Raw genomic sequence first — 20,174 nt, forward strand, 5'->3', positions numbered from 1 at the left:
ATAGATTACGCTAGCTTTGCATTTTGGTATCAAATGCAAAGCTTAATTAAAGCTGTCTTAGTTTGAACTACGCAGTGCATCCCACCACGATTTGTCTGCAACAATTTGACCTTCTTCATCTAATTCTGGGTAAGCCAAACCTTTACGTTTACATGCTTTTGCATAGATAGGGTGGCCGCCTTCAAAGTAGATTTTGTGCTGTTCTTCAGCGGATAGTTTGCTTTCGCCTTGATACATGCCTGCATTGTCACGTTGACGCTGTGCTTCATATAAGATCGTCGCAGTTGCTACTGATACGTTTAATGATTGCACCATACCAACCATAGGGATGATGATATCTTGATCGGCAAGTGCTAATGCTTCTGCACTGATACCAGTCTTTTCTTGACCCATTAAAATCGCAGTTGGTTTGGTATAGTCAATTTCACGGAAATCAACGGCAGTATCAGAAAGGTTAGTTGCCAGCACTTGCATGCCTTGGGCTTTTAATTCTTTGATTGCTGCAGCAATGTTATCGTGAGAGTGTACTTTCACCCAGTTTTGGCTGCCTGTTGCAGTGCCGCCAGACACTTTTGTTGGACGTACTGACCATACCGCGTGAACATTGTTGACACCAACTGCATCGCAAGTTCTTACTACGGCTGCAAGATTATGTGGTTTATGCACAGATTCCATACAAACAGTAAGATCTGGTTGGCGATGTTGGAGCATTTTAGTAATGCGTTCGAGACGTTCTGGGGTCATGGTCTTACTCTATCAGATTTAATTGGCGAGGTATTATACCCAAATCACGGGCTAATGCGAGTATCGGAACTTAGCTTAGGCGAGTCTGGGTCGTTGAATAGTGTTTATATAACGAAGCAGTCCTTTATAACTGCTTCGTTATTAGCAAATTAGCACGTTGTGATATATACGTTCACATTCTTCATTGAATGCTTAGTTATAACTGCGTGATATTTTTAGTACGTCTTGCAGGGTGCGTATCTTCTTCATTACATCGGCCACATGTTTACGATTTTTGGCGGTAATGAGAATATCAACGTTATAAACTCGGGCATCTTTTTCATCGGTAACAATGTTATGAATATTGGCGCCTGTCGATGCCACTGTATTGGTTAATTTTGCTAATACGCCTTGATGATTAACCACTTGAATACGGATCTCGGTTTTAAACTCTTTGCTTGGATCAATATTGTCATCCCATTCCACAGGGATATAGCGGTCCGGTTCATTTTGATAACCGTGAATATTACGACAGGTTTCAATGTGCACAACTAAACCTTTGCCAGGGCTTAAATGGGCAACAATTGGATCACCTGGAATGGGATGACAACAGTTAGCAAAACTAACGAGCATGCCTTCCGCGCCTTTAATTGGCATTTTAGCTTCTTCCGAGCGTGGTGAAAGATCTGTTAGTTCATCTACTCGACCTTGTAGACGGCGGGCAATCACTATGCTCATCATGTTACCTAAACCGATCTCGATAAGCAGGGCATCTAAGTTTTCACACTTGGTATCTTCGAGTACTTGGTTTAAGTTTTTGACGTCAAGGTCATCAACTTTAACACCATTTAATGCGTGATTTAATAAACGGCGACCAAGGATAATTGAATCTTCGGTACGCATATTTTTTAATTGCTGACGAACACGAGCGCGCGCTCTGCCTGTCACAATAAAGTTTAGCCATGCGGCATTTGGTCGCGCACCTGGCGCGGTAATAATTTCAACGGTTTGACCATTTTTCAATGGTTGGCTTAGCGCATGTGGCTGGCGATTAACACGGGCACCAACACAAGTATGACCAACATCTGTATGGATTGAATAAGCGACGTCTACCGGTGTAGCACCACGTGGTAGCTCGATAATTCTTCCTTTTGGTGTGAAAACATAAATTTCATCTGGGAACAGATCTGTTTTTACACTTTCAATAAATTCAAATGACGAACCAGCACTTTGCTGTAATTCGAGTAGGCTTTGCATCCACTTCTGTGCACGTAATTGTGCATTGGTATTAATTTTGTCTGCGCCTTGTTTGTATGACCAATGTGCAGCAACACCACGGTCAGCCATAAGGTCCATATCTTTAGTGCGGATTTGGATCTCAAGCGGTACCCCGTGTGGACCCACTAATGAGGTATGTAAAGACTGATAACCATTGGTTTTTGGAATCGCAATATAATCTTTAAAGCGGGTTATCTTTGGTTTGTATAAACTGTGCATTTGACCCAGTACACGATAGCAAGTGTCGAGATCGTCAACTATGATTCTAAATGCATAAATATCAACAACTTCATGAAACTGTACGCGTTTTTTCTTCATCTTGTTGTAAATACTAAAGATGAGTTTTTCACGACCATCTGTTTTTGCTGGGACGCCAGCTTCGACTAAACGACCTTCAATTTCTTGACGGATATTAGACATCACTTCTTTGCGATTACCACGTGCTGATTTTACCGATTCAGTCAGAATTCGGTAACGCATCGGGTACATGGCTTCTAGCCCTAATTCCTCTAATTCATTTTTAATATTATGAATACCAAGGCGGTTAGCTATAGGCGCAAAAATTTCCAAGGTTTCACTGGCGATACGACGGCGTTTGTCAGGTCTTAATGCACCAAGGGTTCGCATGTTATGGGTACGATCGGCCAATTTGATTAAGATAACGCGAATGTCTTGTACCATCGCCATGAACATTTTACGGAAATTTTCTGCTTGTGCTTCTTTGCGATCGCGGAATTTAAGCTTATCAAGTTTAGAAACACCTTCCACTAATTCAGCAACTGTGTCACCAAATAACGACGCGAGGTCTTCTTGGGTTTTTTCTGTATCTTCAATCACATCATGGAGCAGTGCCGCCATAATTGTTTTATGATCAAGACGCATATCGGCAAGAATTTCAGCAACGGCAACAGGGTGAATAATATAAGGTTCACCCGTACTTCTCTTTTGAGGCAGATGCGCTTCTCGCGCGACTAAATAAGCACGTTCAATGAGTTTGACTTGTTCAACCGATAGGTAGGTTGATGTCGTTGCTTTTAAATTTGCGAATATATGCAAGTACTGCCTCGTCACTAAAAAATTGATATAAATAAGATGATAATATTAGCAAGATAATCAAAAGTGGAACTAATTGCACCTTTAAATTTACATCTTCGTAATATTTATGCCAACTCAACCTAGAATCAGCAGTTTGGGGATTTTTAGTTTAAACATATATAAATACCCATAAAGGCTATTTTAGGGCAGATCATAGGTATTAAAAAAGGTGCAATATGCACCTTTTTTATAAAATCATCGGAAAAGATGATTAGGTATTAGCCACGGCCTTCAGCGATTGCTGCTACTGCTGCAATTTGCTGTGCTTCGTGCTCTTGCTGCTCTTGACGGTCGCCAGCATCCATTAATTCGTTGCTAATTAGACCCGCTTCAATTTCACGAAGGGCGATTACAGTCGGTTTATCATTCTCTGGTGCTACTAGAGGATCTTTACCATGAATCTGTAATTGACGAGCGCGACGTGCCGCCATTAATATTAGGTCGAAACGGTTACCAACCTGTTGTACAGCATCTTCTACGGTTACGCGTGCCATGCAGGAACTCCCAGTGAATTAAGTCTAAAAAATGACGAGAAACTATACTTTATTTTTGCTTACTTAACCAGCAAATCTTTCATAATTACGCTGTTTTTTGCTGCTTGCTTTGTTGAACCGAGTCTTTCGGCACGTACAATCGCGTGAAGATCTTCTAATGCAGTCGCAAAATCATCATTAATAATGAGGTAATCATATTCATTATAGTGTGACATTTCAGCTTCTGCTTCAGCCATTCTACTTGCAATAATTTCATCACTGTCTTGTCCACGACTGTTTAAACGACGTTCTAATTCTTCACGGCTTGGAGGCAGGATAAAAATACCACGCGCATCTGAAATTTGTTCTTTGATTTGACGTGCACCTTGCCAATCAATATCGAGGAAGATATCAATGCCGCGAGCAAGTGTTTTTTCAATCGTTACGCGCGATGTGCCGTAGTAATTACCGAATACTTCAGCCCATTCAAAAAATTCATTGTTTTCGATTTGTTGTTTGAAGTCTGCGACCGGAATGTAATGGTAATGGATGCCGTCAACTTCACCAGGGCGAATTTCTCGAGTCGTGTGAGATACAGACACTTTCATATCGCTGCTTGGGTTCGCATCTAGAAGTGCTTTGATAAGACTTGATTTTCCTGCTCCACTTGGAGCGGATACAATAAATAGAGTGCCTTTACGTGCCATGGTGAGCCTTTGATGAGCTTTAAAAGCGGCCCAAGATAGCATAAATACAAGGGGAAATTAAACTGCTTTCATGCTTTACTCAGTAACAACGCACAAAAAAGTACTGGAAACTGTTAGTAAAACAACTTAATGGGTGTGTGGGGTCGATGAAAGATTAATTAAGGCAATGCCGACAGCGATAAATAACATGTCGATCCAAACTAAAGAAATAACCACCCCATAATGATGCCTGCTCACGATTTAATATAGAGCATTTTTAAGATTAAAAACCGCCTTCACACCGCAAATTCGATATGAAGGCGTCGCCATTAGTTGTTAATCTATGACTTGTCGAAGGTATGATGACCAACGATATTTTTAATGACGTTATCGAGTTGTTCGCCGTGGTTGTCCATTAATGTTTGAATGTTTTTGGCATCTTCTAAGGTATTAAACGCATTGCTGAGAGGGTGTGTCGATAGGGATTCAGTTGCAAGTATTTGCTGTTGCTTATTATTAGTTTCAGCCGTTTCTGTATGTGATGTCTTCTTCACGGAAATGGATGAGTTTGCAGTGACCGTAATCGCGTTGGCTTGAGTGTTCTCGTTGCTATTAGGGATGCTATTTTCTTTATCGGTAAAGTGCCATTGACCTTGGCTATCCTGCCAGCGATAAAGCGTCACTGATTTGGGATTATCATTGGTGTCGCTAAACAGTCCGAATTCGAGACCAGTAATATCTATTCTTACTTGTTCAAAGGCGCGGACAACATCTTGGAGTATGACGGTAGAGTTCAGTAATTTTTGACCATTAGGTTTGCTAATAAAAAACAGTGAAATGATGGCGCAGAGCATTAGTGAAATCAGTAGTTTATAAAACATCGCTATCACAATCCTTGTTTAGCTGTTGTTTACATTAGCATTGTGATTTACACCAATTGCAAAAGACAGCGAACCACTGGTTTAATACAATTGGGGAAGAACACATTTATTTAGTTAAAAATTGGCTAAATTAAGCAAATTTCTTTTCTAAGTGCGCAATAATATCACTTGATTCATACATCCATTGTACTTGACCATTTTCTTCAATACGTAAGCAAGGAACTTTACGTTTACCGCCTTGTTGCTCGAGTTCGTTACCAAACGTTGCATCATTTTTTGCGTCACGTACGGTGATATCTAAGTTTAAACGCTTCATACTACGACGTACTTTTACACAAAATGGGCAGGCTTCGAATTGGTACAGCGACATGCTATTAACCTCACTATCAACCTTTGCTTGTTCGTCAGCAGGGCGTTTCATGCTTTTTGGTGAGAAGATGAAATTAAGCGTTAAGATAAGACGGCCGAGTAGCCAGCGAATAACTTTCATGAATATGGTCCTGTTAATAGGGCTAATAATGGAGTGTAATGCTAGCATATTCGTTCGAATAAATACCACATAATAAACATTGGATATATTTTATGTGGTATTTATTTTTTGATAGCAATTAAGTGCTAGCCATTCTTTAATGCCGCGGAACGAGCAAGGATCGCGAGCGTGGTGCCGTTATGAAGTAGTGCACTCATCGCAGGGCTTAGCATTCCGAGCGCTGCTGCTAACATAATACCGCTGTTAACATATTCAGCAGCTTTGATGTTTGAATTGATCATCGACATTGCAATTTGTGCTAATTGGCGTGCTTCAGCGACACCATAAAGCGTATCTTTTAATAACACAACATCAGCGGCTTGCCTTGCTAATTCAGTGCCTTTACACATAGCAATACCTACATCCGCAGCCGTTAATGCGGGTGCATCATTGACGCCATCCCCAATAAACATCACTGTTTTACCAGCTTGTTTAAGTTGTTCAATAATATTGGCTTTACTTTCAGGCGTGGCTTCGGCATAAACTCGATCAAGCTTAAGTTCATCTGCGAGGGTTTGAGCTTTATAAGCACGATCGCCTGAGATCATCACTAATTCTTTGATACCTAAATGACGTAACTTATTCAGTGTTTTTTCTACATCTTCACGTAAATGATCACGTAAGCCGAGCATCCCGATTAGTTTACCTTGATGGGAAATAAACACTAAATGACGTCCTATTTCTTCAAGTTCACGAATTTGTGTTTCAAAGGGTGTGAAGTCAACATTTTCATGCACTTCAAGGAAGTGGCGGCTGCCCATTACAAGGCAATGTCCGTTGAGGGTACTTTTAAGGCCATGAGCAATGACATATTCCACCTCCCCGTGTTCGATATGCGGAAGTTTATTGTGTTTTGCTGCATTGACCACGGACTGTGATAATGGGTGATTACTGTGTTCTTCTACAGATGCTGCAATTGCCAATAAGTCACGGGCATCGTTGTTTTGACAAAATGGCACAACATCTGTCACTTCCATGTCGCCATAAGTTAAGGTGCCGGTTTTATCAAATACGCAAGTATCGACCTTGACGATCTTCTCAATTGCACTTCCGCCTTTGAGTAAAATCCCGTTTTGTGCTGCGCGGTACATTATTGATTTAAATGTTACAGGCGTACTTAATTTTAGTGCACAGGAATAATCGACAAGAAATACTGAGGCCACGCGATTAATATCTTGGGTTAGGGCGAATACTGCAGCACCTATTCCTAAGGTTATCTTAACACGGCGATCTGCCATGTTTTGAGTGACTTGCTGAGTTTCACTTTTTTCGCTTAGCGAATCGTAAATTAACTGTGCTATTTTAGCCGTTGTAGCCTCACTTCCGACTTTTTCGACTCGTACTTTTATCGTGCCTTCGTATACGCTGGTGCCTGAATAAACGATAGCATCAATTTCACGCCGTACAGGTACGTTCTCACCCGTTAGAGCAGATTGATTGATAAGTGCAGCACCTGCTATAACTACGCCGTCGACAGGGATTGAGTCGCCAGGTGTAAGTTCGATAATATCATCGGCCTTAAGTTCATCTGAGTTAACTTGGATTTTGCCTGATTCGTCAATACGCCACACGACAGATTGTTGAGGATGCATGAGTTCAGCCAGTAGTTGATCACTGTTTCGGCAGGTTTTCTGTTCCATGTACTCGCCTAAACTAATTAAGCTTTGCGTGACCATCGCTGTTTTATAGTCCCCACGCCAGACGGATAAACCGACGGCAATTGCATCTAGAACCTCAACTGAAATACGTTTTTCTTTGATTTCATTAATGCCTTCAAAGAGCGTCGGTGCAACAAGTGTTGCGGTTGTTAAAGCGCCCCATTTATTTGGTAATAAAGCGGTTGAAAGAGTACCAATAACATTCATAGCAATATCACCACGTGTGTATTGATGCTCTATTTCAGTTTGCTCTGCTTGAGTGAAATCAAGTTGTGACAAGCGCGCTTCAAGGGTCTCTACATGCAATAATTGCGTATCATAATGGACGACGATGGAAGCCGCAGCCTGGTTGATTCGCACGTCACGAATCCCTTGAATAGCTAATAAGCTTTGTTTGATCCACTCTTCAATATCAGGAAAGTGAATCAGTGCCGCCACTTTGAAACGTATTCGCCCTGACAGGTGGTGCTTAACGACCAAGTCGATCATTTTTCGCCTTTATTTAAGTTACGGTAGTAATCTAGTTCTGCTTGTGTATCTTCTAGACGTTCTTTTAATTCTTCTACTTCACCACGTACAGCTGACCATGCCTTTTCGCCTGTTGAGCTAACACCCTGTTGGAATTTTTTATTAGATAATAAATAAGCAACGGCTGCACCAGCTGCAAGACCCATGGCAAAGTGGGTTTTACTGTTTTGTTGCTTATAACTAGGTGCCTGTTTTATTTCACCTTGCGGATAACCGTAATATGGTGAATAAGGTGGTTTATTATTCATGTTTTTTCCTTTCCGACATTTGATCTATCATGTATAAGCCAGCGGCGCCTACACTCAATATTGTGAGCAAAGATAATGCTGGCCGACCCGCCATATTTTCAGCTATATAGGTAGATGTTCCACTGATAGCCCCCGCCTTAATTGCCGATTTTGCAGCATTCATCGCGACATCATTGGTTGCTAATATCCCATTTTGATGATCACGCCATTGGCCAGCTAATGAAGCGCCACCGCCTGCCATTGCACCAATGAGCATCGCTCGGTGGTTTGCGCTTAATTTGTCTGATGAATTACTCATAATTTAACTATTAGCTTTAGGTTGTTCTTCTTGATGGCGTTCTACTGATTCTTGAAATCCTTGTTTACCAGCAGCATATGTATCACGGAAAATTTCGCTATTTGCTGTCACGTTATCTTTTACCGATGCGGCGGTTTGTGTTGCTGTATCTTTAACGTTTGAACCACCTGATTTAAGCATATCGCCAGCGCCTGCAACTAAATCGACTAATTTACCACGTACGTTTTCGTTGCTTAGTAATAGGGCTGCTGCCGCGCCAACCATAGCGCCTTTCCAAAATTCTTTATCATTCATACCAAAGTTTCCTAATAAGTCTTTAAACATTCCAACTTCTTCACCGAGCGCGCCTTCAAGCATCGCTTGGGCTTGTTCAATGAAAGCATTGTTTTCTTCTTGTTGCTGAGCAGGGGGGTCTTGTTGTGGATGCATACTTGGATGCATACCTGGGTGCATACCTGAGTGCATACCTGGGTGCATACCTGAGTGCATACCTGAGTGCATACTTGGGTGCATACTTGGGTGCATACTTGGGTGCATACCTGGGTGCATACCTGGGTGCATACCTGGGTGCATACCTGGGTGCATACCTGGATGCATACCTGGATGCATACTTGGGTGGTTATAACCGTATACAGGCATCATGTAAGGTGAATATCCACCATTAGTCGCATAAGGATCTGATTGCTCGGTGTTCTGTGTATAAGGGATATCGTGTGAACCGTATTTAGGACCATCACTCATCATTTACTCCATCCATCTTAAGACTTGCAGCAATATTCAAATAAGCTTGTTGCACGTCGATCTCTGATTCTGAAAACAGCTGGTTGATAAATTCTGGTTTGATGATGCCAGCATCGTATTCAACCAGAATGCTACCCGTATCGCTGTTTATTTTATAATTTTTAAACGCAGGTATATCAGCTAACGCTTGCTCAATATCAGTGACCTTTATCGTCACCAAATGGGTCATAATACCCATTTTATATTTAAGTCGGATACGTCCTGGGATGTGGTGCGCGAGCGTTAACCAACGTCTTATTTTTAAAGCTTTTTTGATTTTATCTTTCATCATAAAATTATATATAAGAAGAGAGTAGATGCGAATAGTGATCAATTGTTAATTGAATTTGATTGAGTTTTCTTTGCGCAGGGTCAACTTTGATGTTACCTTATTGATAATCATTATCGCTTGCATTTGAGTAGTTATGAACACGTATATTCACAAAACATCCCAACGATTACGCGTTAGATCCGACTATATTCGTCATCATCCAAAGGCCGTTATGGCATTGATTGAACAGTTGCAGCAAATAGATGCTATCTCGAATATTAAGCATAAATATCATGCAGGTTCAGTCGCCATTCATTTTGATCGCGAAGAGCTTGATTGTGACAGTTTGTTAGAGATTTTAGAGACGCATGAGTGGACTAAAAGTGATGAAAAACCTTCATTTGTTGAAAACGCGGTGGTTAATGGTACAAAAACGCTAACCAAAGGTTTAGCTACAATGGCATTAAAACGTTTAGTCGGTCCCTCTGTTAGTCGTATGATTATGAGTTTTTAAATTTTTTAGCTGCACATTTACATATTCCATTGGCTCGTGCTGGGCATTTTTTACAAGCGGGTGATTTCAACGGAATATTAAGCACGGAGCGAGTTGCTGTACGTTGCTGATGTTGAGCCAGCGTTAGTATTTGGCCACTCGCGATAACGTCTTTATTGTATTCAACATGATTTGAACTTTCTTTAAACCAAGATATAACAGGTTCTAACGGTGTTTTTAATTCTGACATCATACTCGTAATGACGTCTTGCGATAAATCCTTGATCTCGTGGTGCCACTCACTGTTATTAGCTGCGGATTGACTCGTCATTTTAGATAATTTATGTAATTGTTTTAGTGACTTTTTTTCAATCTTATTGCTTTGTTTTTTTAATTTCTTTAATGCTTTTTTTGCACTCATCGCTACGCCTACTTGCTGACTTTTGTATAATCTAACAAGTTATCAACTGCAAATAAATCTCATTCTCAAATTTATATTTTTTTTATGTCATTAAACATGCAATTAGTTATCTTTCTATGCCCAGAAATACTCTAGGCGTAGATATTGTATCCCTGCTGCTTAAGCACGGCGTTTTCTAAATGCGTAGCTTCCTGCACTATAGATGGTTTTGAAAAATACCGGCCAAGTGCCTAAATTAGCTTTTGGCTGTTGCTGTTTAGCAATACGCGCGAGCTGGGCTTCGTACCAAGTAATGTCTAACATCGCGATGCGATCAATGGCTTTAACACCCGTAGTTAAGTGTGGTAAACGGATCTTATGGTCATCAGATGCCATTAATTTATTTGGCAACTGGGTATCTAACGACATAGGGCGCGCAAGTCCAATAAAGTCCGTGGCATTGCTTTGCAGCGCTGACAGCATGGCTTTACTCGAACGGAAGCCTCCAGTCACCACTAACGGTGTATCGCTAATAGCACGCACCTTTTCAGCATAAGCAAGGAAGTAAGCTTCACGCGTTAACGTTGACTTTTTCACTTTGTGACCGGTCATCGTTGGGCTTTCATAAGTACCACCACTGATCTCGATTTGATCGATGCCAGCATCAGATAATGCTTTGACTACTTGCATGGATTCTTCTTCGGTAAAACCACCACGCATAAAATCGGCAGAGTTGAGTTTAATACCAATCGGAAATTCGTCGCCAACCTCAGTACGTATTGCTTGATAGATTGACAGTACAAAGCGCATGCGGTTTTCAATTGAACCACCCCATTGGTCATCACGCTGATTATGACGTGGTGATAGAAATTGATTAACTAAATAACCATGTGCACCGTGAATTTGTACGCCTGTGAATCCGACTTTTTTGGCTAATTTGGCGCTGGTTTGGAATTGACGAATAATGTTCAATATCTCTGATTCAGTAAGTGCGCGTGGAGTATTAAAGCCTTTTTCTAAACCATTAGTCAGTGCGATTGCCGACGGTGCAACAGGTTCTGCATTAATAAAATTTGGTGTTTGTTTGCCGGGATGATTTAGCTGCGCCCATAGCTGGGTATCGTTAACGCTACCTTGTTGAGCCCAGCGTTTAAACTCAGTTAAATCACTCTGTTCATCTAACACCACTTGCTTTGGTTCGCCTAATGCATTGCGATCAACCATGAGGTTACCAGTCACTGATAATCCTAAACCGCCGAGAGCCCAAGTGTGATAAAGCGTTGCGAGTCCCGGTAATGGATTGTGTTTAGCATCACTCAGTTGCTCGCTCATTGCCGATTTAAATAAACGGTTTTTAATATATGTGCCATTTTTTAAGGTAAAACCTTGTTGTAATGTAATTGCTGTTGTCATTATCAATCCTACTTTAAATAAATAATTAGACCGGTCGTCTTGGTGTGGGGCCAAAAAAAGCGATATTATCATTCGACACATAATATCGCTGTTTACTTGTTCTTTCGTTAGCTAGCTTTTAAAATATCATCAAAAATGAAATCAGTAATCTGAGTAAGATTATCGGTATTACCGGCGATCTTCATTTCGATTAAACTGCCTTCCCAGGCTGTCCACATTAATGTAGCCAACTGCTTTGCTGGTAAGTCTGTACGGATCAATTGCTGTGCTTGTGCATCGCTGATTAATCCTGATAATAATTGGTTTAGTGCTTTCACCGAACGCTGCATTGCTTGTTGGCATAATTCACTTGAATCACCAATGTCGTTGGCAACACTCGCTATCAAGCAACCTTGTTTACCTTGCTGCTCGCTGTATTTTTGGCGCTGTTTTTCAAACAACGCGCGCAACTTTTCAATTGGATTCAGGTTAGCGTTATCCAATGTCGGTTGCATTTGTTGTGCTTGCGCGTACATATCGGCTTCGATTAGCTCGGCAACAAAAGCTTCTTTGCTATTAAAATAATTATAAAAGGACCCTTTCGGTACTTTTAGCTCATCTAGGATCTGTTTTATCCCAGTGCCGTGATAACCGTGTTGAGAGATATGCTTGATACCGACTTCAATCAGGGCTTCGCGGGTATGTTCGTTTTGTTTAGGTCTTGGCATTTGGTTATTCTATGACCGATCGTCTTGAAATGCAATTGTTAAAGGTAGAGGGTGTATCGCCCTATACCTTTATTGTTTTAGATTTATACCATACTCTTATTCTGTTGCCACTTATCAACAACCAGCGCAGCAACAAGATCACCTTCGACATTAACCGCTGTTCTGAACGTATCTAGTGGACGTTCGATGATAAGTAAGATCGCGATACCTTCAAGAGGTATACCTGCGGCTAGCATTACTAATTGCATGCCAGACATTGATCCTGATGGCATTCCGGGTGCACCGACTGACGATACCATCGCCATGATAAATATCATCACGATGCCAGTGGTACTTAAATCAATACCAAATAATTGCGCAAGGAAAATAGCTGCAACGCCTTCAAATAAAGCCGTACCATCCATGTTCATTACCGCGCCAAGCGGTAGAACAAAGCTGCTAGTACTTTGTGATATGCCGAGCTCTTTTTCTGCTGCTTGCATAGATAAAGGGAGTGTTGCGGTACTTGATGAGGTCGCAAATGCCATGGCTAGTGGTGCCGATATAGCCCTAAATAAAGTGCTAAATTTAATACCGGTAAATATTTTTGCCAACGTTGGTAATACAACAACGCCATGGATAACTGTTAGCACAAATACTAATAATGCGAATAACGCCAGTTGACCAAATAAACCGGTATTTCCCGCCACTGTAAATTCAAAAACGATAGCAAAAACAGCTATTGGCGCGAGACGGATAATGCCTTGGACTAATTTATTTAACCCTTTATTTAAACCTGCGATAACATCAAATATCACATGCTTTTGTGGTAGTGACAGTAATAGTGAAACTGAAAATAACAAGGAAAATAAGACAATGGCTAATAAATTGCCGTTGGCTAAGGCTGCAAAAGGGTTGATCAGCGCCATTGCGAGCAGTTTTGCCGTAATACTCGACCCCGTGACAGACTCCTGATCAATAAGTCTGATGTGATCTGCAACTGTGACAGGCTCGACTAAGGGTTGCCATTCTGGCATTAGCATTACTGCGCTAAGGCCTAAGCTGATCGCGATAATCGAGGTCAGACTATAAAAAGCGAGAGTTCTAATTCCCAGAGTCTTTAATTTCAATGTAGAGCCGATGTTTGTAATGCCTTGCATTAAAGACAGCATCACTACGAACCCTATAACCATTTTTAGTAGACCGATGTAAGTGGTCTTTCCTAACAAGAGTAATTGATACCAAGTTTGTTCGGTAATATTGGTTACTGTTGGCATTATGGTGGCAAAAACCCAAGCCATGATAGCGGCAGCCAATAATTGCAAAGGCAATGAACGCTTGATAGTTGATAGCATAATATTTCTCGTCAGTCTGACTAGGTATAAGTAAATGATGCGCGATTATATTGGAGTTATCCCGCGATAACAATGAACTTGATGAGCAAATCACTTTTACTGGTTAGTAATAATTTAGGTTTATTGCAGAGAATAACTTATAATTGTTACCTAATGGTTGAATAAGAGAACGTATTGATGAGTGATTGGTCTGGTGTCAGTGAGTTTGTTGCGGTTGCTGAAACTGAAAGTTTTACCGCGGCGGCAAAGCGTTTAGGGATCTCCACAGCGCAGGTCAGTCGACAAGTTTCTGCCCTTGAAGAGCGGTTATCAGCAAAATTATTTTATCGTACGACACGCAAAGTATCGGTGACAGAAGTTGGGGGGATTTACTATCAGCATTGTCGTCAGGTCATGGATGGATTAGCCGACGCTGAACGTGCGATCACTAACTTACAAAGTACGCCAAAGGGTAAATTAAAAATCACGGCTCCTATTACTTACGGTGAGCGTAGTGTCGCACCATTAGTGAATGATTTTGTGATGCAATATCCTGAATTAGAAGTACAGCTGGTATTATCGAATCAGCAAATTGATTTAATTGATGAAGGTTTTGATTTGGCGATCCGTTTAGGTCAATTAGGTGATTCATCAATGATTGGTAAACGATTAGCGATCCGTAAACAATATGTTTGTGCTGCGCCTGAGTACTTAAGTGCATTTGGTGCGCCCCATACCTTATCTGAATTAGAACGTCATAATTGCTTGTCTGGGACATTGGATTATTGGCGTTTTCAGGAAAAAGGCAAAGCCCGTAATATTCGCGTGAAAGGAAACTTTAGTTGTAACAGTGGCCCAGTATTAGTCGATGCTGCGTTGAAGGGGGTGGGTATTGTGCAACTGCCAGATTATTATGTGCAGGAATACATTAATCAAGGTCAGCTAATTGAATTACTACCGAACTACCGCGAGCCGGATGATGCGGTATGGGCGTTATACCCTCAGAATCGTCATTTATCACCGAAAGTGCGCATGCTAGTGGACTACTTAGCGAAAGGGCTCGCGATCACGTCGTCATAATCGCGTTTGCAGGCATGATAAAAGGGCCTCGACAGTTCGCGACGCCCTTTTATATTCTTCTATATTTTTATTCGGTTAACGCGGTCATCGTTTCTTGTAATGCTGTTAATTGTGCCTTGAGTGTTGCCACTTCTTGCTCTAGCTTATCCACTCGTGCTGATAATTCACTATTTTCATCTGCGTTAAGTCCTAGGCTAGTGGTTGTAGCCACTGCCATAGATGTTACCGGACCACTAAATAAGTGGGCGTAACGACAGGCACTTTGTCCCGGTACGCGTGCCAACTTTACTACAAATGGATATAATTCATGATTAATCAGTTGGTCCAATGCGGTTTCAACTTCGTGTACATCGTTAAACTGGTATTGACGTGCAGAGCGGGTTCTTAGTTCACCAGGGGTTTGTGGACCACGTAAAAAAAGCAAAGTTAGAATCGCTAATTGTTGTGGGTTGAAACGAATTTTACTGAATTCGGTATTACCAAAACGATGACGGATTTTAGCGCTGCGTTTACCGCCATGTTCATCATTCACCACTAAGCGTTTTTTCACTAAATCATCAACAATGTTTTGTACTTCATCTTGGCTAAGTGAAAGTACCGGTTCACGGCTGCTTTTTTGATTGCACGCCGAGGTTAATGAGTTTAACGATAGCGGGTAATTATCTGGTGTTGTGTGTTCTTTTTCGATTAATGCGCCTAATATGCGGGTTTCATGTAGTGATAGTTCATCCATTACCAGTCGATCCCTATTTGAGCTTTAATACCTGAGCGAAAGGCATGTTTTTCTTCTCTTACTTCACTCACTGTGTCGGCGATTGCGACTAAATCTTTGTGGGCACTGCGACCTGTGACAATGACTGTTTGATCAGCAGGGCGGTTGCGAATAGCGCTGAGTACTTCTTCTAAATCTAAATATTGGTAGCTGAGCATGTAAGTCAGTTCGTCTAAAAGCACCATTTTAAGTTCAGGGTTAGCTAACATGGCTTTGGCATGCACCCATGCTGCTTCTGCTGCGGCGATATCTGCAGCTTTATCTTGGGTATCCCAGGTGAAGCCAGTTTTCATTGCGTGATACGGCATGTCAGGACGTACTTGCTGGATGAACTTTACTTCACCCGCTTCCCATGTGCCTTTAATAAATTGCACAACACCCGCATTAAAGCCATGGCCTATACAACGAATCACATTACCAAAGCCTGCACACGTTTTACCTTTACCATTACCTGTCATCACAATCAAAATACCACGTTCTTCAGTGGCCTTATTGACGCGTTTGGCGACTGTATCTTGGATCTTCTGCATTTTTTGTTGATGTTTATCTTGGTTATGTTCTTCCGTCATTCTGCATTCCTTTTATGCCTTGTGCTATTAACTTCAGTGTAAGGCTTTTATGCCTTGTGCTATTAACTTCAGTGTAAGGCTTTTATGACTAAATGGAAGTGAGTAAATTAAAAATCACCATTAATTAGCTTTTGATAAATCTGGTCTTTTAAGGCAAGTCGACGGTTTTTCAATTCGATAAAATGGCTATCTGTGGTGGGGATTTCACTGGCTTCCAGCCCATAAATATGGTGATCTAGTTTGTGATATTCTTTGGCGAGGGCTGAAAATTCGGGGTCATCGCTTTTTAATTTGGCGATATCAATAGCGTGTTCAGGAAATTCATGGTTTAGCGGGTGTTTTTCGTTTTGCATTATTACTGCCTTAAGTGATGAACGAGTTCTTTCAGTGTAGTAGAACTCGTTCATTGCGGCATCTAATGTTGGACTTGTTCTTGATGCCAATGGTCAAGGCGTGGCGTCAGCATTATCGCCAGCAATATTGTTGATAAACCACCCATTAATACAATCACGGCATAGGGTGCGGTTAGCTCTGTTTGTTGAATTAATCCTGCGAGCAGTGCTGCGCCACTCATTTGGATGCAACCTAGCATTGCCGCTGCCGTACCTGCGCGTTCACCAAATGCGGCTAACGCCATGCTGGTTGCTGGACCTAGCAATAATGCAAAGCCAATACAGAGCAACATCATAGGTAACATAAAGGCAAACGCGGCTGCCATACCTGCTGTTGGTCCCCAATATTGCACGGCCAATTGCAGTGCTGCGGATAATAATAAAGCGATAAAGGCAATGATTACGGTTGGACGATTACCGAAGCGTTTGATCACCATTGGCGCCGCAAAACAAGCGCCGATATTGACGATAGCATTTAGACCAAACAATGCACTAAATTCTAATTCTGCAATGCCTAAATGGCGAATTAACCAGTCTGGTGCGTAGGATACATACGTCAGGATTGATGCCATTCCCACCATACAAGCGGTAGCATAAAACATGAAGTGGGCATCGTATAATACAGGTTTAAAGCGAGACCAGTGGTACAGAGAACCGGACATATCGGTATTCTCGGGACGTGTTTCTGGCAGGTTTTTGATAATCAGCGCTAATATGACTAAGCCATACAGCATCATAAACATAAAAGTTGAACGCCAGCCAAATTGCAGTGCTAATAAACCACCGAGGGTTGGTGCAAGTGCGGGGATCACACAAATAACGCCATTTAAGTAACTGTAATAATGCGCGCCTTTTTTAGAATCAAAGCTGTCACGTACCGCACTAAATACCACTATTGATGTTGCACACGCGGCGATACCTTGTAGCACTCGCGCTATTTGTAGCCAGTGAAATTCGACTGCGCCAGCGGCAAGCAAACTGCTCAAGCAATATAATATAACCCCACCAATCGCGACAGGACGGCGACCAAAACGGTCTGCCAGTGGACCAATTAATATCTGGCCGATACCCATGGCAAATAAGAATAAGATTAGCGTTGATTGTACTTCACTTGAAGACACCTGAAATTCTGCTGCCATTGTCGGCATTGAAGGCAGGTAGATATCGATAGCGAGGGGGCTTAACACCACCATTGCCATCAAAATAGGTAATATATTTCGGCGCATTGTTATTCTCGAATAAAAGCCATGGATTAATGTGAAGCAGTTTACGTAAAGCATGATATGAATGGAAGTGGTATAATTTCAGAACAGAGTTTCCATTTAGGAATATCTTATGAATTTAGATAACCTTGCCAAGATAGATCTAAATCTCTTGGCTATTTTACAGATCTTACTTGAAGAAGAGAGTGTCACCCGTGCTGCGCATCGTTTGCACTTAAGCCAGTCGGCACTGAGTAAAAGTTTAAATCGACTACGTGATACCTTAGGTGATCCGTTGTTTTTACGCACTGCCCATGGTTTAAAACCGACGGCGCATGCTTTGCAATTAAAAGCGCAATTACCTACGATATTACAGGGCTTGTATCAACTCTGCTTACCGCCGAGTTTTATTCCTGAAAATAGTCATCGCCAGTTTTCGTTTGCTATGCTTGAAAGTGCCTATGAAACTTTACTACCTCATTACATTGGGCCAATATTATCGCAAGCACCTAAGCTGAATTTAGGTATTTATGGTTGGAATGAAAAATCATTATTAGACTTGCAGCAAGGACAAATTGATTTTGGCATTACAGCTAGGGAGTTGCACCCCACGGCCGATGTTCGTCTCAATAATTTACCTGAGGGGATTGCGCATCAGCGTTTATTTACCGATAACCAGGTGTGTTTAATACGTGAAAATCACCCTATGTTAGCAAGTATTAATGCAGGGTATTGGGATGTTGATACTTATTTAAGTATGTCGCATGTACAGGTTCGCTGCGAAGGTAATGATTGGTGGTTATTGGATTATCAATTAGCTGAGTCAGGACTGCATCGTCATATTTGCGCGACTTTACCGGATTTTTACGGTGCTGCCAGTGTGTGTGCGCACAGTGATCTGATTTTTACTTTACCGTCGAGTTTTGTCTCGCACGCTCAAAAGTTATATGGTTTGGTGCAATTGTCTTTGCCGATAGATTTTTCTGCATTGGTCTATGTATTGTTATGGCATGAACGTAATAATGATGAGCCGGGACATAAGTGGGTTAGAGATACTATTTGCCAGAGTGTTGCGAAAGAGATGGATTAATATTTAATATTGATTCAAAGCTGTATTGCAGTGTTTTTCTGTTCACATAGGTGATACTACAAAGTTCACTAATCGTTATTGGATAAGCGGTTGTAGTAATATATTTATGATAAGTGAGCTTGATTCAAATTCAGTGCTAAAGCTATTACAGAATTGGTATCGTAATATGGAATGGATATTAACTAGTTGAATATACTGATAAAAGACTGATGTAAAAGGATTGTTAGCATAATACTTTGTTTTATTATTAACTGATAATTTACGGTTGCAGAATGTTCAATTTCACATAGACTCCCCAATGTGATTTAACATTTATATCACATTTTTATTTTGGATAATTAGTTAACCGGAGGTACACATGAAAAATTTAAATCTTGTTCAATATGTTTGTGTATCTTTTGATCATACCAGTTCCATGGTGGCCGTTCATCACGCCTTCATGGCCTGTTCCGATCGAAATCCTTGCACCAATAACTAACTAATCCGTTCCCTTAAAGGCTGCGGAAAAATGGCAGCTTGATAGGGTAATAACCTCATTAATATCTCTAGATAGCCGAATAATTTCACGCCATTTTTCCCAGTATATTTTATATACCAAGTTATACACTGGAGAATTATTATGCGTCATTCACTATATTTACACCTTGCTGTTTTCTTTGTTCGAGCCGATATCCGTCGAGAAGAGCGCGTGTGGCTAGAAAAAGTTCGTCGTGCGACTAGAGAGATCCCATTGGGTAATGCTTATCTATTAAAGGATATTGGACTTAATGCCGATGGCCGTCCACTTTGCAGCTCGGAACCACGTAATGTAACCGCTAAACGTCGAGTGCGTCATCTACGCCGCACTTGCCGATTGAAAAGAGCAACGTAATGATAGGGGCTAAGCTGTGTGTACAGTTTAGCCCCGGACCTTTATTCAGGCCTATTAATGTTCAAGCGCTGCTGAACCATCTTCGTTGATATGCAGTTTTGCTTTACACTGACTTATTAACTGTGCGGCATAAGAAGGTGAGACTGAGCGTAAGCTGCCTTTTCCTGTGTGGAATGAAGGTTCCCAAACTCTATCTTTGTATCGACCCGTTTCCATAAACTCCACTACTACTTTCATAACGTACCTCTATATTGTTGGTCTTACTGGTTTCCAATTACGAAGCGATTATCGTCTAGTAATGGTTATTCAGATAACTAGTAATATAATAAATATACGGTAACTTCAAATATAATCGGCCCTTATTTCAAATGAAACTAATGGCTTTTTTCTTATACTTTTATTGATATATACAATCGTCATTATT

At 41.2% G+C, this 20,174-nt stretch carries 24 protein-coding genes; 4 read left to right on the plus strand and 20 right to left on the minus strand.

Going from position 1 to position 20,174, the window contains the following annotated elements:
• Positions 1–57 precede the first annotated feature (57 nt).
• The 11 genes from trmH to BT797_RS14420 form a co-directional block, all read right to left on the minus strand.
• Entirely contained in the window at positions 58–744 is a 687-nt protein-coding gene (trmH, locus tag BT797_RS14370; RefSeq protein WP_045108599.1) for a tRNA (guanosine(18)-2'-O)-methyltransferase TrmH, read from the minus strand.
• Between the two features lie 192 nt (positions 745–936).
• Positions 937–3,057, minus strand: a complete 2,121-nt coding sequence (spoT, locus tag BT797_RS14375) for a bifunctional GTP diphosphokinase/guanosine-3',5'-bis pyrophosphate 3'-pyrophosphohydrolase (RefSeq protein WP_075472564.1) — start codon at positions 3,055–3,057, stop codon at positions 937–939.
• Positions 3,058–3,314: 257 nt separating this feature from the next.
• Entirely contained in the window at positions 3,315–3,590 is a 276-nt protein-coding gene (gene rpoZ, locus BT797_RS14380) for a DNA-directed RNA polymerase subunit omega (RefSeq protein ID WP_045108601.1), read from the minus strand.
• A gap of 59 nt (positions 3,591–3,649) precedes the next feature.
• Positions 3,650–4,276 carry a guanylate kinase gene (gmk, locus tag BT797_RS14385; protein WP_045108602.1) on the minus strand — a complete coding sequence of 209 codons (627 nt, stop codon included), beginning with the start codon at positions 4,274–4,276 and terminating at the stop codon, positions 3,650–3,652.
• Positions 4,277–4,596: 320 nt separating this feature from the next.
• A complete protein-coding gene (locus tag BT797_RS14390; protein ID WP_075472566.1) occupies positions 4,597–5,136 on the minus strand; it encodes a hypothetical protein in 540 nt (179 codons plus the stop codon).
• A gap of 130 nt (positions 5,137–5,266) precedes the next feature.
• Positions 5,267–5,626 (minus strand): glutathione S-transferase N-terminal domain-containing protein, encoded by a 360-nt coding sequence (locus BT797_RS14395; protein ID WP_045108604.1) that lies wholly within the window; start codon positions 5,624–5,626, stop codon positions 5,267–5,269.
• Positions 5,627–5,751: 125 nt separating this feature from the next.
• Positions 5,752–7,812 carry a heavy metal translocating P-type ATPase gene (locus BT797_RS14400; RefSeq protein WP_075472568.1) on the minus strand — a complete coding sequence of 687 codons (2,061 nt, stop codon included), beginning with the start codon at positions 7,810–7,812 and terminating at the stop codon, positions 5,752–5,754.
• On the minus strand, positions 7,809–8,099 hold the full coding sequence (locus BT797_RS14405) for a YtxH domain-containing protein (protein WP_045108606.1): 291 nt from the start codon (positions 8,097–8,099) through the stop codon (positions 7,809–7,811). The genes BT797_RS14400 and BT797_RS14405 overlap by 4 nt, the downstream gene beginning before the upstream one ends.
• A complete protein-coding gene (locus tag BT797_RS14410) occupies positions 8,092–8,397 on the minus strand; it encodes a magnetosome protein MamC family protein (protein WP_075472570.1) in 306 nt (101 codons plus the stop codon). The genes BT797_RS14405 and BT797_RS14410 overlap by 8 nt, the downstream gene beginning before the upstream one ends.
• A gap of 3 nt (positions 8,398–8,400) precedes the next feature.
• Positions 8,401–9,141 (minus strand): YtxH domain-containing protein, encoded by a 741-nt coding sequence (locus BT797_RS24125; RefSeq protein ID WP_211705508.1) that lies wholly within the window; start codon positions 9,139–9,141, stop codon positions 8,401–8,403.
• Complete coding sequence (locus BT797_RS14420; RefSeq protein WP_211705510.1) at positions 9,131–9,469, minus strand: HMA2 domain-containing protein; 339 nt, start codon at positions 9,467–9,469, stop codon at positions 9,131–9,133. The genes BT797_RS24125 and BT797_RS14420 overlap by 11 nt, the downstream gene beginning before the upstream one ends.
• A gap of 133 nt (positions 9,470–9,602) precedes the next feature.
• Here BT797_RS14420 and BT797_RS14425 point away from each other — a divergent pair, with 133 nt between their 5' ends.
• Positions 9,603–9,962 carry an HMA2 domain-containing protein gene (locus tag BT797_RS14425; RefSeq protein ID WP_045108608.1) on the plus strand — a complete coding sequence of 120 codons (360 nt, stop codon included), beginning with the start codon at positions 9,603–9,605 and terminating at the stop codon, positions 9,960–9,962.
• Here BT797_RS14425 and BT797_RS14430 read toward each other — a convergent pair.
• The 4 genes from BT797_RS14430 to BT797_RS14445 form a co-directional block, all read right to left on the minus strand.
• On the minus strand, positions 9,949–10,362 hold the full coding sequence (locus tag BT797_RS14430; RefSeq protein WP_075472572.1) for a hypothetical protein: 414 nt from the start codon (positions 10,360–10,362) through the stop codon (positions 9,949–9,951). The genes BT797_RS14425 and BT797_RS14430 overlap by 14 nt on opposite strands.
• Before the next feature lie 159 nt (positions 10,363–10,521).
• Positions 10,522–11,754 carry an NADH:flavin oxidoreductase/NADH oxidase family protein gene (locus BT797_RS14435; RefSeq protein WP_075472574.1) on the minus strand — a complete coding sequence of 411 codons (1,233 nt, stop codon included), beginning with the start codon at positions 11,752–11,754 and terminating at the stop codon, positions 10,522–10,524.
• A gap of 107 nt (positions 11,755–11,861) precedes the next feature.
• Positions 11,862–12,461 (minus strand): TetR/AcrR family transcriptional regulator, encoded by a 600-nt coding sequence (locus BT797_RS14440; RefSeq protein WP_045108611.1) that lies wholly within the window; start codon positions 12,459–12,461, stop codon positions 11,862–11,864.
• 83 nt (positions 12,462–12,544) lie between these two features.
• Positions 12,545–13,795, minus strand: coding sequence for a dicarboxylate/amino acid:cation symporter (locus tag BT797_RS14445; RefSeq protein ID WP_045108612.1), 1,251 nt, complete (start codon positions 13,793–13,795; stop codon positions 12,545–12,547).
• A gap of 177 nt (positions 13,796–13,972) precedes the next feature.
• Between BT797_RS14445 and BT797_RS14450 the strand changes: the two genes are divergently transcribed.
• A complete protein-coding gene (locus tag BT797_RS14450; RefSeq protein WP_075472576.1) occupies positions 13,973–14,854 on the plus strand; it encodes a LysR family transcriptional regulator in 882 nt (293 codons plus the stop codon).
• A gap of 67 nt (positions 14,855–14,921) precedes the next feature.
• Here BT797_RS14450 and BT797_RS14455 read toward each other — a convergent pair whose 3' ends face one another.
• The 4 genes from BT797_RS14455 to BT797_RS14470 form a co-directional block, all read right to left on the minus strand.
• A complete protein-coding gene (locus tag BT797_RS14455; protein ID WP_045108614.1) occupies positions 14,922–15,587 on the minus strand; it encodes a YceH family protein in 666 nt (221 codons plus the stop codon).
• The gene (gene cobO / locus BT797_RS14460) at positions 15,587–16,195 is read right to left on the minus strand and encodes a cob(I)yrinic acid a,c-diamide adenosyltransferase (RefSeq protein ID WP_045108615.1); all 609 of its coding nucleotides are present in this window, start codon (positions 16,193–16,195) and stop codon (positions 15,587–15,589) included. Before cobO ends, BT797_RS14455 begins: the two co-directional genes overlap by 1 nt.
• A 107-nt stretch (positions 16,196–16,302) precedes the next feature.
• Positions 16,303–16,548, minus strand: coding sequence for an HP1242/YdcH family protein (locus BT797_RS14465; RefSeq protein WP_045108616.1), 246 nt, complete (start codon positions 16,546–16,548; stop codon positions 16,303–16,305).
• Between the two features lie 62 nt (positions 16,549–16,610).
• On the minus strand, positions 16,611–17,813 hold the full coding sequence (locus BT797_RS14470) for a multidrug effflux MFS transporter (protein ID WP_045108617.1): 1,203 nt from the start codon (positions 17,811–17,813) through the stop codon (positions 16,611–16,613).
• Positions 17,814–17,922: 109 nt separating this feature from the next.
• Between BT797_RS14470 and BT797_RS14475 the strand changes: the two genes are divergently transcribed.
• The gene (locus BT797_RS14475; protein WP_045108618.1) at positions 17,923–18,879 is read left to right on the plus strand and encodes a LysR substrate-binding domain-containing protein; all 957 of its coding nucleotides are present in this window, start codon (positions 17,923–17,925) and stop codon (positions 18,877–18,879) included.
• A 619-nt stretch (positions 18,880–19,498) separates the two neighbouring features.
• Positions 19,499–19,750 (plus strand): hypothetical protein, encoded by a 252-nt coding sequence (locus BT797_RS14480; protein WP_045108619.1) that lies wholly within the window; start codon positions 19,499–19,501, stop codon positions 19,748–19,750.
• Positions 19,751–19,804: 54 nt separating this feature from the next.
• Here BT797_RS14480 and BT797_RS14485 read toward each other — a convergent pair whose 3' ends face one another.
• Positions 19,805–19,987 carry a hypothetical protein gene (locus BT797_RS14485; RefSeq protein ID WP_045108620.1) on the minus strand — a complete coding sequence of 61 codons (183 nt, stop codon included), beginning with the start codon at positions 19,985–19,987 and terminating at the stop codon, positions 19,805–19,807.
• Between the last annotated feature and the right edge of the window lie 187 nt (positions 19,988–20,174).

Origin of the sequence: Moritella viscosa (genome assembly GCF_900120065.1) — a bacterium.
Taxonomy (GTDB): Bacteria; Pseudomonadota; Gammaproteobacteria; order Enterobacterales; family Moritellaceae; genus Moritella; species Moritella viscosa.

Coding starts and splice junctions, on each gene's coding strand:
- trmH (WP_045108599.1), bottom strand. CDS start 744: ATGACCCCAGAACGTCTCGAACGCATTACTAAAATGCTCCAACATCGC.
- rpoZ (WP_045108601.1), bottom strand. CDS start 3,590: ATGGCACGCGTAACCGTAGAAGATGCTGTACAACAGGTTGGTAACCGT.
- gmk (WP_045108602.1), bottom strand. CDS start 4,276: ATGGCACGTAAAGGCACTCTATTTATTGTATCCGCTCCAAGTGGAGCA.
- BT797_RS14390 (WP_075472566.1), bottom strand. CDS start 5,136: ATGTTTTATAAACTACTGATTTCACTAATGCTCTGCGCCATCATTTCA.
- BT797_RS14395 (WP_045108604.1), bottom strand. CDS start 5,626: ATGAAAGTTATTCGCTGGCTACTCGGCCGTCTTATCTTAACGCTTAAT.
- BT797_RS14400 (WP_075472568.1), bottom strand. CDS start 7,812: ATGATCGACTTGGTCGTTAAGCACCACCTGTCAGGGCGAATACGTTTC.
- BT797_RS14405 (WP_045108606.1), bottom strand. CDS start 8,099: ATGAATAATAAACCACCTTATTCACCATATTACGGTTATCCGCAAGGT.
- BT797_RS14410 (WP_075472570.1), bottom strand. CDS start 8,397: ATGAGTAATTCATCAGACAAATTAAGCGCAAACCACCGAGCGATGCTC.
- BT797_RS24125 (WP_211705508.1), bottom strand. CDS start 9,141: ATGATGAGTGATGGTCCTAAATACGGTTCACACGATATCCCTTATACA.
- BT797_RS14420 (WP_211705510.1), bottom strand. CDS start 9,469: ATGATGAAAGATAAAATCAAAAAAGCTTTAAAAATAAGACGTTGGTTA.
- BT797_RS14425 (WP_045108608.1), top strand. CDS start 9,603: ATGAACACGTATATTCACAAAACATCCCAACGATTACGCGTTAGATCC.
- BT797_RS14430 (WP_075472572.1), bottom strand. CDS start 10,362: ATGAGTGCAAAAAAAGCATTAAAGAAATTAAAAAAACAAAGCAATAAG.
- BT797_RS14435 (WP_075472574.1), bottom strand. CDS start 11,754: ATGACAACAGCAATTACATTACAACAAGGTTTTACCTTAAAAAATGGC.
- BT797_RS14440 (WP_045108611.1), bottom strand. CDS start 12,461: ATGCCAAGACCTAAACAAAACGAACATACCCGCGAAGCCCTGATTGAA.
- BT797_RS14445 (WP_045108612.1), bottom strand. CDS start 13,795: ATGCTATCAACTATCAAGCGTTCATTGCCTTTGCAATTATTGGCTGCC.
- BT797_RS14450 (WP_075472576.1), top strand. CDS start 13,973: ATGAGTGATTGGTCTGGTGTCAGTGAGTTTGTTGCGGTTGCTGAAACT.
- BT797_RS14455 (WP_045108614.1), bottom strand. CDS start 15,587: ATGGATGAACTATCACTACATGAAACCCGCATATTAGGCGCATTAATC.
- cobO (WP_045108615.1), bottom strand. CDS start 16,195: ATGACGGAAGAACATAACCAAGATAAACATCAACAAAAAATGCAGAAG.
- BT797_RS14465 (WP_045108616.1), bottom strand. CDS start 16,548: ATGCAAAACGAAAAACACCCGCTAAACCATGAATTTCCTGAACACGCT.
- BT797_RS14470 (WP_045108617.1), bottom strand. CDS start 17,813: ATGCGCCGAAATATATTACCTATTTTGATGGCAATGGTGGTGTTAAGC.
- BT797_RS14475 (WP_045108618.1), top strand. CDS start 17,923: ATGAATTTAGATAACCTTGCCAAGATAGATCTAAATCTCTTGGCTATT.
- BT797_RS14480 (WP_045108619.1), top strand. CDS start 19,499: ATGCGTCATTCACTATATTTACACCTTGCTGTTTTCTTTGTTCGAGCC.
- BT797_RS14485 (WP_045108620.1), bottom strand. CDS start 19,987: ATGAAAGTAGTAGTGGAGTTTATGGAAACGGGTCGATACAAAGATAGA.